Origin of the sequence: Vibrio pelagius, assembly GCF_024347575.1 — a bacterium.
Taxonomy (GTDB): domain Bacteria; phylum Pseudomonadota; class Gammaproteobacteria; order Enterobacterales; family Vibrionaceae; genus Vibrio; species Vibrio pelagius.
Map to the genome: position 1 here is coordinate 1043140 of NZ_AP025503.1, position 13941 is coordinate 1057080.

Genomic DNA, 13941 nt, shown 5'->3' on the forward strand with positions numbered 1-13941 from the left:
TATGGAACTTTGTACTCAGCTGAACTACGTACGCTCTCTTTCCGCTGGCAAAGCATATTTCTACCATTTTTCGAAAAGTGGTGAGATGTGTCCCCTTGAAATTGATAGAACTAGGCTGCGAGCACCAAAAGGTAGTTATGCAGAAGCATATAAAGGGAGCAAGTTTGTAAAAAAGAATGTTGCTCCACAAGATTTAGCTCATTCCAATCCTCAGTTCATCGAAGAGTGTTATGTCAAACCTGGGATTGATGATATCTACTGTGCATTCCCGCTTCGAATTCGAGCCAATTCTCTAACCCCAGATATCTGTAGTGACGATGAAGTACGCAGTAAGCTTTCGTTACTGGCTAATACTTATAAAGAGCTCAATGGGTATCAGGAGCTCGCTCATCGATACGCGAAGAATATACTGCTTGGTACTTGGCTTTGGCGCAACAGAGAGTGTCGAAACCTGTCGATAGAAGTGACCACCAGTGATTCGCAAACCTTGATTATAGAAAACGCAACAAGGCTTTCTTGGTATGGTCATTGGGATGAGGCTTCAGCAGAATGCCTAGAAAAGCTCACAGCCTATTTGATGCGAGCTCTGGCTGACCCAACCGAATATTTCTATATGGATGTCAAAGCAAAAATTGGAGTTGGTTGGGGAGATGAGGTTTACCCAAGGCAAGAGTTTTTAGATAGCCGAGAAGATGGTGCTCCTACTAAGCAGTTAGCTACCGTAGAATTCTTGAACGGAAAGGAAACTGTTGCATTTCATGGTCAAAAAATTGGTGCAGCGTTGCAATCGATTGACGATTGGTGGCATGAAAACGCAGATAAACCATTAAGAGTGAACGAATATGGGGCAGACCGAGAATACGTTATAGCAAGGCGACACACAGCACATGGAAATGATTTCTATCAATTGCTCAGAAATACAGAGAGCTGGATTGAAAGTATGACAGCTTCTCAAGTCATCACAAATGATGTGCACTTCATCATGTCTGTCTTGATCAAAGGCGGCCTCTTCAATTGCTCAAGTTCAAAGTCTAAAACCAAGGCTAAGTAAGGTAGAGCTATGACTAAGCGTTACTATTTCTTAATACGATACACGCCTGCACAAGCTGACTATGAGCTGTTAGCAGGACGTTGTATCTCTCAAATGCACCTGTTTATGGTGAATAACCGACAAGCGATGAATAGGATTGGTGTGAGTTTCCCTGATTGGAATGAATCTACAGTTGGCCAAACCATTGCCTTTGTTGCTGAAGATAAAGATATGATGATTGGGCTCTCTTTTCAGCCCTATTTTTCTTTGATGGTAAATGAAGGTTTATTTGAGATCTCTAGCGTTTGTGAGGTACCAGACACTGCGGCAGAGGTGAGGTTTGTTCGTAACCAAACGATTGGGAAAAGCTTTTTAGGCTCTAAGAAACGCCGAATCAAACGAAGCATGGCGAGAGCCGAACTACTTGGTGCTGGAACATCATTACCAGTCACTAATGAAGAGCGGTTCATCGATAGTTTTCATCGAATACCAATCTCCAGCGCTTCATCTGGGGAAGACTATATTTTGTTTGTACAAAAGGAGTTTGTTAGTGAGCGCGTTGCAGCAAACTTCAATAGCTATGGTTTCGCCACCAACCAAGAAAGAAAAGGCACAGTACCAGAGTTACGTGTTTGACCCTTTTTCTAAAGCTATTTTTTAGAGATTCAAAAATAAAGAGTTACAGATGCAAGAAGAAAAAGGGTATTTTGGTGAATTGTGACGTTAAGCATACAGAATCAGATGGTTAGGGGCTATATTTAACAGTGTCCTGCCGTGTAGGCAGCTAAGAAATTCTCAATTTCGCTATTAGTGATAAACACCATGTGTCCTGCCGTGTAGGCAGCTAAGAGTAGGTCTGGAAGAAAGCAACCTACCTGCTGAACAAGCAGTTAATAATCAAAACCATCATGAGATTTATTTGTGAAACAAGCTGTTTCCTAATTGTCCAACAGGTTGTTGGACAAACTCTAGCAACCAATTTTGCAAGAGGGTCTTGCAAAATTGCGAAACAGGTTATTTCGCAAATCACCTCTGCTCCAACCCGGTTCTGATCTCGTCGCTTCAGCAGTAGAACTAATTAATGTGCAAAATATGCACATTGCTTATCAAGCAACTATCGAGATTCCTCGGTAGTAGTTGAACTGTTGCAATTTTTGCAATAGTTGCCCGAGCAACGAGAAAGCTCAGTGATTGCAGATTTTGCAACAACTCATATCTGCCCCGGAACGTGTTTAGAGCATAAGAAACTATCAATAGACTAATTTTTGTATGAACCTGCTGCACCAATTTTTTAGTCCCAGATACGACAAAGCCACAGGCAATGCCTATGGCTTTGTAAACAGCTACAGAAGGTTTGTCATTCGAATCGAAGTGGGAACACATTCTGTGTGCAGCGTCGGGTGTTTTATCACCAAAGTATATGGGAGGGAAAGCACCTAGACTTATCGTATGTCCTCGGTGGTCTGCTTTGCAATTAAGCCAAGTTCAATTCGATACAATTACTTCTGGCCAGACAGTGAATAGTAACTCCAAGAAAAAGCAGGGATACCCGAGGCTCTCAAGGTTAGTTTAAAGCTAAGAACCGTATGTGGCAAGCTTACTTCTGTCGGGTGGACGGCACTTGTTACCAAGTGCCGTCTCCCTTAGAACCCAGCGTGCAACTTTCACTGCACTAGGCTCAAGCCTCTACAAAGGCATCAAATGATACCCAGCAACTTATAAAGCAGTGAGAGCAGGTTCAATCCAAGAATTACGAGCTAGCCTTTTGTGTTTCCTCTTTCCCAAGTATTCTTGGTATTGAGGGTCGAAAGGTGTCGCTGCGCTTCGGATCTTCACATGTCTTTCTATCGGCACTTTAGCTATTTGGAAAAGATTAAACTGGCAATCCATATCCTTTATCTTCTGCCAACCGTGAAACTGCCATTGGCCTTTTCGGTTGATGAAGTATTTTAGGGCGATCCAAGTTTTAGATTTTGTTGGATGTCGCCTTTTAGCCCAATGCCATAGCGCTTGAAATAGTTTGTGACTAACATAACTGAAAGCCTGCTTAGCAACGCAGTGGCGATAATAGTTCGACCACCCTCTAAGCTTTGGGTTAATCAGTTTGATAAGGTCGTTCACCGGTAAGGTAACGTGCTTTTTGATGAGTCCGCGCAAGTTACTTAGGAACGTCAACGTGTTAGCCTTGCTCGGTTTAATGAGCAGCTTTCCTTTGTACTTCCTATGGTTGAACCCAAGGAAGTCAAAACCGTCGTTGATGTGAGTAATGTGCGTTTTCTCTTCGGATAGCGTTAAGCCTCGAACCGCTAAGAAGTCAGCAATCAATGGTTTGATATCGTTCTCCAACACCTCCTTTGAGGCGCAGGTGACGACGAAATCGTCGGCATATCCAACAAAGTTGGCTCTAGCTCCTTTCTTAAGCGCGGTAGACTTAATGCGCTGTTCGAGACCCGATAACGTCATCAACATCAAGGTGGGGGATATAATCCCGCCTTGAGGCGTGCCTTCGTCGGTGTCGTAAAACAGCCCTTTGTCTACAAAGCCTGACTTTAGCCATTGCTCCAACATCCGTTTATCGATGGCGATGTTATCCATCAGCCACTGATGCCCGATTTTGTCGAAGCAAGCTTTGATATCTCCTTCAAGAACCCATTTAGCTGATCGCTTTAGGGCCAAACACTTGAAACACTGGCTGACAGCGTCAGCTGTGCTGCGATTTGGTCTAAAACCATAGCTGTTAGGATCGGCAAGCGTTTCGGACACAGGTTCTAATGCTAGAAGATGGAGAGCTTGTTGGGCTCTATCAATCATGCATGGAATACCCAGAGGCCTGAGTTTACCGTTCTTTTTGGGGATGTAGATACGCTTGAGTGGTTTTGCTTGATAAGCTTTCCGACTCAGTTGATTTACTGCTTTCATACGACGCGTGTCTGTGTTCCAGACAACGCCGTCTATTCCTGGCGTTTTACTGCCTTTATTTTGAGAGACTCGCTTAACGGCAAGAAGTTTTGCTGAGCGAGAGTGAGTCAGTATCCACTGCAATGCTTTTGCTTTGCCGTGCTTACCGTCTCTAGTTGCCTTTGCGATACGCATTTGAAGCTTTAAGACGTTCGCCTCTACGGCCTTCCAGTTAATGGACTGCCACAGTGCACTGTCAGAAGATGCACTAATCTCATTCGAAATCATCATTTGCTTTTCTTCCTTAATAAAGTTCTTCAAACTCTCTCGCAACGAGAGACCAGTTGGAAGTGGGCTCACTTTCGTGACCAGACACAAGTCTGTATCTGCATCGTTACAATGCAGCCTTTGCTTTTTCCAACCTCCTCTACCTGCATCACTATCGGCCACAGAGGCTTTCCCAGAGGGAGTGATACAGGCTTACCATGTTCCGTATACAACGCAATGGTAGGTTAGATGCCCGCTATAATGCGAAGAGCGTGTCGATCACGAAAGAGCATGGGGTAATCTCTTTCCTACTCTTAGTGCCTTTTGGCGACAGCGTAAAAACCACTTCCGCTGCTTATGATATAACGCATCTTATGCGGATTCACGTTTGTTCACCATACTACCTGCCTAGCACTCACCCGATTTATGTGGTTATCAGGAGGAGCCTTCTCTCACGATTTAGCTCCCGACAAGATAGTTTCTTGTCTTCGTTACATTGTCAGAGCCGCTACTTAATTCAGGCTCCTAGGCTTATCTGGTGATACAGATGGTCCATTCTTAACGCGATGGACAGCGCTGCATACGACCTCATGTCGCACGCCCCAAAATCACTTAGATTAAATACTCTGCACAATTCAGAGGGCGTGCGTTTGCCCTACGAATCCTAATATCAAGTTTTGGATAATTTACTCATCATCTTTACTTTCTTTTCTGTGTATCTATACAGTTTATTTAGTTTTAATCTGGTTTGAGTATGAATAATGGCTTGTTTTGTTGAGTGCTTAGTCTCGTTTTGTCAATGGGATTTTTGATAAGTTATTGTTTGTTAATATGTTTGTGAGAATCATGCCTTAGATAACAGGCACTGTTAAAAAGTGATAACATGCTGGCGCGTTTCTATATGATGACAGAATACATAGCTCGATGTATTTGCTTTAATTTTTAGTGGTTTATGATAAATTTTTGATAAACAGGCAGACAGAAAAACGAGACTGCCTGTTATTAAGAATGTTATGCGTCACTTTAAATCGCTGTCTTTAAAACGGTTTTTACTTCAAGTCTTTCCTTCAAATCAGCTTTTAGGTACAGTGGTGCAATCAAGTTTTAAGTTGGTCTTGGCTTTTCGTTTTTCAATTTAAGCTGTGACCAGAATCATCATTTACCAGTCTATCGCTTCTTTGCAATTTTTAGTTTGGTGAGTGTTTTTAAATTGATAGTTTGGCTTATTGGTGCAGGCGCAAGCGCTTCTAAATTTGAGTGTCAACGCATAACAAGGTCGTCAACGCGGACAAAAAACTGTTGGCTGTTACGCTTCGCTTCACATTTTAGCCAACAATTTTTAGCCGGTTACAACGGCGTTATGTTCTATGCTGAAAGTTGTTGAGTATTGGCAAAGGGCTTACGTATGACATTTTATGATTGGTTAGGTACTACTAAGTTAGCGCCTTCTACAGTTGAAGATTACTTTTACTGTATTAAATCAAAAATCAGTGAATGGGCAAATGAGCATAAAGTTACCGATAAAAACCTATTACAAGTTACTGATTGGAATGAGTGGATTGATATTGAAAAAGGAATAAATTCAATACCCATTTATAAGGCATGGAATGAATCAGCTCACAACAAATATAGTAGCGCTCTCAAATGGTATAAAAGCTATTTGTATGAACTAAAGCAAGCTAATTCTATATCAGGTGATATTAAGAAAGTGTATGAGTCTAGTAGGGATAGTACAGTCAAAGCACGTTTAGTCGATGCTCGGCTTGGACAGGGGGAATTTAGAAATGCGCTAATATCATTGTGGGGCTCGTGTAGTGTTAGTAATTACGGTTTAAGCAATATGCTTGTAGCATCCCACATTAAACCGTGGCGTGTGGCAACAGATCTTGAGAGACTAGACCCTTACAATGGATTGTTATTGATACCTAACTTAGACAAGGCTTTTGATAGTGGCTTAATAAGTTTCGATGACAAAGGAAAAATTCTTATCTCCAATGCTTTAAGTGACCCTGAAAAACTTGGCATCAATACTGAGTTAAAGGTCTCCCTACATTCAGAAAATAAAGAGTATCTCTCTTATCATCGTGAGAACGTGTTTAAACGAACATAACAATAAATTTAATCAGATTCGCAACGCTTGGCACTTTCGGTTTGAATCAGCTTTAGTGTTTACGGCACAATGCTTTAGGTAGGTGGCAGCGTTGCTCACTACTTAATTTGGCGTTATGTTGCAGTGGTCAAATTCGAGCACTGCAACACTTATTATCCTAATAAAGGTATCCCTTTTTCTAATAGGTATGTTGCTGCACCAGTTGCAGCCGCAGCAACTGTTACGACATTAGCAAGATCCGATAGCGTATCTCTAATCTTGTTTCCTGCTGGTGTTTTAACCAAATTGTCTCTAAATTCTGGGTCTAATACAGCGTGCCCTAGAGTTGCTTCTAGTGCGTCTAAAATAGGAATCGCTCCGGAAACAAAATAATCTTCAATAGCATTTCTAATTTTTCTCAGATAATGAGTAATGAATTTTTTGAATTCAGCAGGGAGATCAGTATCCATTACTTCATTTAGTAATGAACTGATTTTTTCTTTTAGTTCGTCTAACTTGTCATCTTCGATGAGTTTTGTATTCAAGGAGTGATCGAGAAGAGCTGATGTCATGCTTAATGTTGACATGGTATGAGAGTCAATTTTGCCTATGAATGTTTGCCACTTATCACTTAGATTTTGATGAGTTAATGCGTGTTGGATTTGAGTAACAGCATGGTTAATGTCATTACTTTGAGCTGGATAATATTGCTCAACTAGCTGCTTTGTTTCATAAGGTAGAACCATGAACTGCCCAAGCTTTGCCATTAAGACTGCTTCGCTTTGCGGCGAGTTTGGATTTGGTACTTTAAGGATTTCTTTCCAAGTTGATTTAGCCGCTGTTTGCGAGTTGATTTTTTTGCCTTCATTTAAGATGGCTAGTAGTCTTGCTGCAGGGTTATCATTAGTCATCGAAATTTATTCCAACATATTGAAAATAAGCTAATTATACTTGGACAAAACAACATAACAAACGTTTAAGGCTTCAAGATACTTTTCTAATCCAAATCTCATACGTTAGAGCCTGTACTCTAACGTGCTGTTGTCCAAAAGTGTGTTTCATATATGCTCACTATGCTTGTGATCACCAAGCGATTCTGTCGTACCTTAATTATTAAGTTCTACTCATAGCGAATTGTAGCTGTTCTTAGTATTGTGTAACTTTCTTACATTTAACTTTAGTGTTTTCGTTGAAACTTATAGAAAAGACATCTTATGGTTTTAAATTTGGACGTGTTATGGTTTTGGTTTTTATGTAAATTATTGAAATTTAATTGATTGGTTGGACGCCTTATGGTTTCAGCGACATTAAAAAAGCCGTTACTGATGTAACGGCTTTTTGCTTTCTGGGACTTTTTAAATTCATTAATTTAACAGATTCACTGCTATTAGGCGCTATTCGTAGATGCTGTACGAGAAATACTTGCTGGCGATCTTGGCATGTTGACCGTTATCGATCAGTTTTTGAATTCCATCGTTAATCAGTAGTTTTAAATCGTCGTCTTGTTTACGAACGGCAACACCGATGCCACGTCCAAACCACTTCTCTTCTGTGAATTTTGGTCCGGTGAAATGGTAGTCTTTACCTTGTTCTGTCTGTAAGAATCCATTGTTTAGGCCCATAGAGCCACCAAATACGGTATCAAGGCGTCCATTTAATAAATCGGTGAATGCCTCGTCAAAGCTACCGTAGCGGCGGATATCCACGTTAGGGTAGATTTCAGAGAGGTACTTATCTCCGATAGTTGCGCGCTGCACTCCAATCGTTAGATCGTTTAAGCTGCCATCTTCCATGTTGATCTCACGGTCGTTCTTCATCACGAAACGAGTTGGCACCTTAGCGTATGGGATAGTGAAATTAACTTTCTTTTCTCGCTCTTCTGTAATGGTCATTGCAGCGATAATTGCGTCGTTCTTGCGACTAAGCAGAGAGGGAATAATGCCATCCCAGTCGGTTTTAGATATTACACACTTTACCTTGAGTTCATCACACAGTGCGTTAGCAAGGTCAACTTCGAAGCCTTCCAATTTACCGTCTTGAGTAGTCCAACTAAAAGGCGGGTAAGCGCCCTCTACAGTAAAGCGTATTTGCTTCCACTCTTTTGCGTAAGTGAACGCAGAAAACAGACTAACCAACGCAACCAATATCCACTTCATTTCATTATGTCCTTATATTAGATATAGATGCTCATCATTAACGATTCGTTAACAACTATCAATGTAAATGCATATCCTTGTGAACTAAGGCATAAATTTTAATCAATGGCTCTTTTCTATCTTTGCGATTTGGTCGAGTGTATCGATGGTTAAAAAGATCAATTTGCAGGCAAAATTACGGCTGAGTCGTCACTTTCGGTCTGTTCGTCACTGTTATCGGCTTGTTGGGCTAGCCAGTTGAGAGCTTGAGTTAGATAGAGCTTGTTAGCTTCGGTGTCACACCAACTCTTAGACAGACCTCTACGGTTGAATTCAGCACCAATCGCGGCCAGCGTTTGGTTACTTGGTCGGCCATAATAGAGGGTGTCGCACAACTGCATGTTCGACATTGATTGCGCATAAACGTTGACTGATGAGGTGTTAGCATTCAGCGCTTTTGATTGGTTATGAGTACAGCCCGTTAAAAGAACAAGAAGAGAAATAGAAATAACGGTTTTCATTCATTTGTCCGATGTTTGTTGGTTTTCATGAATTATGTCTACATTTTCTCGATTAATTGTCAATTTTGTTCAAAGCTATTCAACAATAAGGTATTTGTACACGTTTTATAATTTGGATCCTTGTAGAGATGGTAAATTTGATAGCACTTGAAATGTTATAACGTTATAAATTATTGATTTGTATGGGTTTAATTCTGTTTTCTGTTTGATCTTATGCGCTCTGTCACATAAATAATTTCCGATGAATGATAATTATTATCATGTGTTTTTTTGAAATGGAGAATCATATGAAAGCGGCGGTCGTCAGTGAATTTAAAGGGCCTTTAGAAATTAAAGACATTCCTCTACCAAACATCAAACCAAGAGATGTGCTTGTGAAGGTGCACGCTTGCGGTGTGTGCCATACCGATTTACATGCTTGTCATGGTGACTGGCCTGTAAAACCTAAAATGCCACTGGTACCTGGGCATGAAGGTGTCGGTGAGATTGTTGAAGTTGGCAGTGAAATTAAGCATTTGAACGTCGGCGATCGTGTTGGCGTGCCTTGGTTGTACAGCGCTTGTGGGCATTGTGATTATTGTTTAGATGGGAAAGAGACACTCTGTCTCGATCAGCACAATGCTGGCTACTCTGTCGATGGTGGTTACGCTGAGTATTGTCTCGCACACGGCGAGTATGTGGTGAAGTTGCCAGATGAGCTTAACTATGTGGATGCCGCACCTCTTTTCTGCGCGGGAGTCACCACCTATAAAGCCCTAAAAGTGACAGAGGTTAAACCAGGCCAATGGGTTGCCATTGTTGGCGCAGGTGGTCTAGGGCATTTGGCGATTCAGTACGCAGTGGCCATGGGAATGAATGTAATTGCGGTTGATACAGGCGACGAGAAGCTGGCTCTTGCTAAAGAGTTGGGTGCAGTTCACTGTATCGACTTTATGAAAGACAAGCCTTCGCAAGTGATCGCTGAACTGACTCAAGGCGGGGTGCATGGTGTGGTATGTACTGCGGTATCTAAGCCAGCCTTTGAAGAAGCTTACCGTTCCATACGCCGTGGAGGTGCTTGTGTGCTCGTGGGCTTGCCTCCCGAAGAGATGCCAATCCCAATCTTCGATACAGTACTCAATGGTGTGAAGATTATTGGTTCCATTGTCGGAACAAGAAAAGACCTGCAAGAGTGCCTTCAATTTGCCGCCGAGGGTAAGGTAAAAGCGATCACCGAAACCAAGAAGCTCGAAGATATTAATGACATCTTCGCTGATATGGAGAAAGGTGAAATTACCGGCCGTATTGTGATGGAACTGGCTTAGAAAAGTTCTGTTTATTGTGCATCTTACTTCTAAAGTGAGGTGCACAATCTATTAGTTGTGCTTAGTAGTTTGATTGGCTAGAGCGCTTCGATAATCCCGGTATTTTCTACCTGTTGTACTATCACAGATTGTGCGGTTAATGGAGGCAGAGGTTTGTAGAAGTAGTAACCTTGGATCTCGTGACACCCCAGTTGAGCAATGGTTTTGAACTGAGATAGGGTTTCAACGCCTTCGGCAACAATATTGAGGTTAAGTTGATCTGCAATGAACTTGGTGCCCTTGATGATAGCTTGGTTCTTTTTGTTATCAATGGCATCTGAAACAAAAGAGCGGTCGATCTTCACTGTATCAATAGGGTAAAGATTTATGCAGCTTAAAGATGAATAACCAGTTCCGAAATCATCTAACGCGATACTAACACCATACTCTTTGAAGCCGGTTAGTACTTCCAGTGCAACGTCCTCGTTATCGATAAGTGCGTTTTCGGTGATCTCTAGTTGAATGTTGCGTGGGTTGATTTTATATTTCTCCATAATGTGGATGTATTTAGTTAAGACGGCATTGCTGCGCAATTGAATGGCTGAGAGGTTAATGGAAAGTCGAATATCGTTGATACCCTGACTTTTCCAAATATCATATTGCGCGCAAGCATTCTCGAATACCCACTCGTCAATTTGTCCAATTAAACCAAGCTCTTCCGCGAGTGGGATAAAGTTGTTCGGAGGGACAATACCCAGCTCTCTGTTTTGGATTCTGACTAACACCTCAAAGCCGATGACTTTACCACTTTGGACAGATACTTGGGGTTGGTAGTGAAGCACAAAGCTGTGTGTGGCGATTGCTTCCCGAAGAATCACTTCATGGGTGTTTCTGCGTATACTTTTCTGTTCAATTTGTTTGTTGTAAAAGGCGTAGCCGTTTCTCCCTTGTGACTTGGCTTGATACATCGCGCTGTCACCTCGCTTTAGTAGCGTCTGAGCATCGCGTCCATCATTTGGAAAGATGCTGATCCCCAAACTCAGCGTAACGAAAATAGGCTTATCGCACACGATTACTTCCGTTTTAAAGCTCTCAAATATTCTCTGTGCAATGTCTATGACATCCTGTTCTGTGTGGATATCAGGAAGGATAATGACGAACTCATCACCGCCTAATCTTGCTAATACGTCTCTAGAGCGCAGTGATTGATTGAGACGCTCAGATAGCTTAATGAGAAGTTGGTCGCCTGCCGCATGTCCCATTGAATCATTGATGTACTTGAAATGATCTAAGTCGAGGAACATGATCGCAAACTTCTTCTTGTCCTGAGAAGAGAAGCGAATCGTTTCATCTAGCTTGTCCTGAAATAACGTTCTATTGGGCAGCCCTGTCAATACGTCTGAGTAGGCGAGGTTTTTAATCTTCTCTTCCTGTAGGCGCTTTTCAGTAATGTCTTCAAACACGCCACGATAACCGCTGAAAGCTCCGTTCTTGGTGATGGGTTTTGCGGATACAAGTAAGCAGACGATGCGCCCGTCCTGATGTTTGAACCAACATTCAACGTCGACCAGATTTTGTTGCCCTTGCATTGCGTTCAGGTAGCTATTGCTTTCTTGAATATTGAACTGGTTAATCCGTTTTCCAATAAGATCACTTGGTTGATAGCCGATGATCTCGCTTGAAGAGTGTGAGCAATAGGTGAAGCGATGGTCGACGTTGGTTTCCCAAAGCCAATTTGAAGTGCTGTGGGCGATATCGCTGAATCTTTCTTCCGCTTTCTTTAGATCCTGAATCAGCATTTCATTTTTCAGTGCGGAACTGATGATGGCACGCAAGTTTTCAAATGCTGTGCCTTTTCGACTACTGAGGTTGACGGTCATAAAGCCAATCGGTTTGTTGGCAAACGACAGCGGGAACACCATCAAAGAGTAGCGTTGCTGGTAAGCGTGGACATTATTGGGAATCAGATGGTTGGCGTTAAACACCTTTTTATCTGATGGAACGGGCTGATTGTTACGAACCGAAATGATATTGGTTGCGGTGAGTGTCTCGGCGTGGATATCGTTGAAAATAGATATGTACATTTCCGAGAGCTTTAAGATGTCGATGGCGTACTTTTTGATAGTCCCAAGGTCGAAAGAAGCGTTGAGATTATTGACGATAGCCCGAAAATAGTTGAGATAGTACTCAGTTTCAAAGCTCTGAAACTTAATCGCTGTCTGTTCTATCCTGTTTTTGAGTGTCGTCAGATCCGCTATGAATTTGGTTAACTTTGCGGGTTGGGTACTCAGCTCAAGATACTTTAATGCATTTATTTGAAATTTCGACGCAACTTCTAGCCAAAACAGAACATCATCAGACTCCAATGACTCGTCCAAAGTTTGTTTTAGAAGCTTCAACACATCTGTGTAGTCATTGTTTTCCAAAGCCCGATGAAAAGTATCCAGAACGCACTGAACCCGCTCGCTGCTGATTGCGCCCTTATGTTGTGCGATCACGTGAACAATGTGTTCATGGGTATCATCGAAGATAGCTTGTTTGTCGGTATTTAGAAGTCCGTTATTGTGTGCTTGGTTGTGGTTAAACTCTCTCGTGTTACAGCCGCATGATTCACGAATAACTAACGATGTAGGGATCTTAACTTCATCGACAGGAGGCTGTCCTTCGATCTGTGCAATTACTTCTATGGCTGCGGCTCGGCCTAATTCGAACAGAGGCTCTCTGATGCTGGTTAGCGGTGGCTCAGAAAATGCGCCTTCCAATGTGTCCATTGAACCAACAACGGCTAAATCTTGAGGTACCTTAATTCCTAACTCTTGGCAGGCTTCAACTACTCCTAATGCTTGGTTGTCGTTTATGGTAACTACGGCATCGATAGGTTTATTTTTGTCAGACAAAAAACATTCAAATTCCTGTTTGGCAGAACGCTTTTTTAGGTCAGAATAGAGCACGAGATCAGGATCGAAAGGGATGTCGTATTTTTCTAGTTGGGCTCTGTAGATGTGCATTCTCTGCTCAGAAGAAGCGTGATGCTCAGGGCCGCGGATCAAGAGAATGTTACGGTAATGATGAACGTTGATAAAATGATCAAAAAGATCTGAAAAGCCGGTTTCGTAATCGGTTGAGATACTGGTGTAGGGGCTGATTTTACTGCCGATATTGACGATAGGCACATTAGAGAACTGCCCGATGAAATTAGCACTTTCTCTTTCATTAACAAAGCGCATATGAGAGCTGAATGGACTGATGACGCCGGAAATTAGCCCCATATTGACGAGATCAAATACCTTATCCCGTGCCAGCGTTAGATGGTCTGTCGATTTAATGACTCCGCCACAAAAGCCGATGATGTTGTAATTACGCTGCTCTGCTACGTGGGCGGCACCTCGCATGATGCCTTCGTGGTAGTGAGAGGTCATAGAGCCCACTAAAACCGCTATCGTAGGACGTCCATTTTGTAAGCCCACCATCGATTTTTGTAGAGAGTCACTCATAATACTAACTGCCTTGCTATTTTTATTTGTATTATTTATCTACGTAAGGAAAAGGCAAACTCTCAACTCTGGGAGCGTGATCTCGTTAGCTATCCATACACAGTTCGAATAGATAGTTATGAAGTGAGTCATGTTTTGCTTATGGCAGCTTTTGACGGTGTTTTGATTTCTTTTTAAGTCGCATGAAGAGTAAAACGATGAATATTTGAAACGTAAAAACGCAA

The 13941-nt window shown here is 42.1% G+C and carries 9 protein-coding genes; 4 read left to right on the top strand and 5 right to left on the bottom strand.

Annotated features, from left to right (window positions below):
- Position 1 precedes the first annotated feature (1 nt).
- Together csy3 and cas6f are read left to right on the top strand one after the other, a co-directional pair.
- Positions 2 to 1051, top strand: a complete 1050-nt coding sequence (csy3, locus tag vsple_RS04750; RefSeq protein ID WP_261882808.1) for a type I-F CRISPR-associated protein Csy3 — start codon at positions 2 to 4, stop codon at positions 1049 to 1051.
- A gap of 9 nt (positions 1052 to 1060) precedes the next feature.
- Positions 1061 to 1666 carry a type I-F CRISPR-associated endoribonuclease Cas6/Csy4 gene (gene cas6f / locus vsple_RS04755; protein WP_261882809.1) on the top strand — a complete coding sequence of 202 codons (606 nt, stop codon included), beginning with the start codon at positions 1061 to 1063 and terminating at the stop codon, positions 1664 to 1666.
- 1080 nt (positions 1667 to 2746) lie between these two features.
- Here cas6f and ltrA read toward each other — a convergent pair.
- On the bottom strand, positions 2747 to 4219 hold the full coding sequence (ltrA, locus tag vsple_RS04760) for a group II intron reverse transcriptase/maturase (protein ID WP_256957239.1): 1473 nt from the start codon (positions 4217 to 4219) through the stop codon (positions 2747 to 2749).
- A gap of 1381 nt (positions 4220 to 5600) precedes the next feature.
- Between ltrA and vsple_RS04765 the strand changes: the two genes are divergently transcribed.
- A complete protein-coding gene (locus vsple_RS04765; RefSeq protein WP_261882810.1) occupies positions 5601 to 6305 on the top strand; it encodes an HNH endonuclease in 705 nt (234 codons plus the stop codon).
- Positions 6306 to 6457: 152 nt separating this feature from the next.
- On the opposite strand, the gene vsple_RS04770 is transcribed toward vsple_RS04765, so the two are convergent.
- From vsple_RS04770 to vsple_RS04780, 3 genes are all read right to left on the bottom strand, one after another.
- Positions 6458 to 7195, bottom strand: a complete 738-nt coding sequence (locus tag vsple_RS04770; RefSeq protein WP_261882811.1) for a hypothetical protein — start codon at positions 7193 to 7195, stop codon at positions 6458 to 6460.
- Between the two features lie 483 nt (positions 7196 to 7678).
- Positions 7679 to 8440 (bottom strand): transporter substrate-binding domain-containing protein, encoded by a 762-nt coding sequence (locus vsple_RS04775; RefSeq protein WP_261882812.1) that lies wholly within the window; start codon positions 8438 to 8440, stop codon positions 7679 to 7681.
- A gap of 158 nt (positions 8441 to 8598) precedes the next feature.
- Complete coding sequence (locus vsple_RS04780) at positions 8599 to 8940, bottom strand: hypothetical protein (RefSeq protein WP_261882813.1); 342 nt, start codon at positions 8938 to 8940, stop codon at positions 8599 to 8601.
- Between the two features lie 287 nt (positions 8941 to 9227).
- Between vsple_RS04780 and adhP the strand changes: the two genes are divergently transcribed.
- The gene (adhP, locus tag vsple_RS04785; RefSeq protein ID WP_255231085.1) at positions 9228 to 10244 is read left to right on the top strand and encodes an alcohol dehydrogenase AdhP; all 1017 of its coding nucleotides are present in this window, start codon (positions 9228 to 9230) and stop codon (positions 10242 to 10244) included.
- A 77-nt stretch (positions 10245 to 10321) separates the two neighbouring features.
- On the opposite strand, the gene vsple_RS04790 is transcribed toward adhP, so the two are convergent.
- The gene (locus vsple_RS04790) at positions 10322 to 13717 is read right to left on the bottom strand and encodes an EAL domain-containing protein (RefSeq protein ID WP_261882814.1); all 3396 of its coding nucleotides are present in this window, start codon (positions 13715 to 13717) and stop codon (positions 10322 to 10324) included.
- Positions 13718 to 13941: the final 224 nt, after the last annotated feature.

Coding starts and splice junctions, on each gene's coding strand:
- csy3 (WP_261882808.1), top strand. CDS start 2: ATGGAACTTTGTACTCAGCTGAACTACGTACGCTCTCTTTCCGCTGGC.
- ltrA (WP_256957239.1), bottom strand. CDS start 4,219: ATGATGATTTCGAATGAGATTAGTGCATCTTCTGACAGTGCACTGTGG.
- vsple_RS04770 (WP_261882811.1), bottom strand. CDS start 7,195: ATGACTAATGATAACCCTGCAGCAAGACTACTAGCCATCTTAAATGAA.
- vsple_RS04765 (WP_261882810.1), top strand. CDS start 5,601: ATGACATTTTATGATTGGTTAGGTACTACTAAGTTAGCGCCTTCTACA.
- adhP (WP_255231085.1), top strand. CDS start 9,228: ATGAAAGCGGCGGTCGTCAGTGAATTTAAAGGGCCTTTAGAAATTAAA.
- vsple_RS04780 (WP_261882813.1), bottom strand. CDS start 8,940: ATGAAAACCGTTATTTCTATTTCTCTTCTTGTTCTTTTAACGGGCTGT.
- vsple_RS04775 (WP_261882812.1), bottom strand. CDS start 8,440: ATGAAGTGGATATTGGTTGCGTTGGTTAGTCTGTTTTCTGCGTTCACT.
- cas6f (WP_261882809.1), top strand. CDS start 1,061: ATGACTAAGCGTTACTATTTCTTAATACGATACACGCCTGCACAAGCT.
- vsple_RS04790 (WP_261882814.1), bottom strand. CDS start 13,717: ATGAGTGACTCTCTACAAAAATCGATGGTGGGCTTACAAAATGGACGT.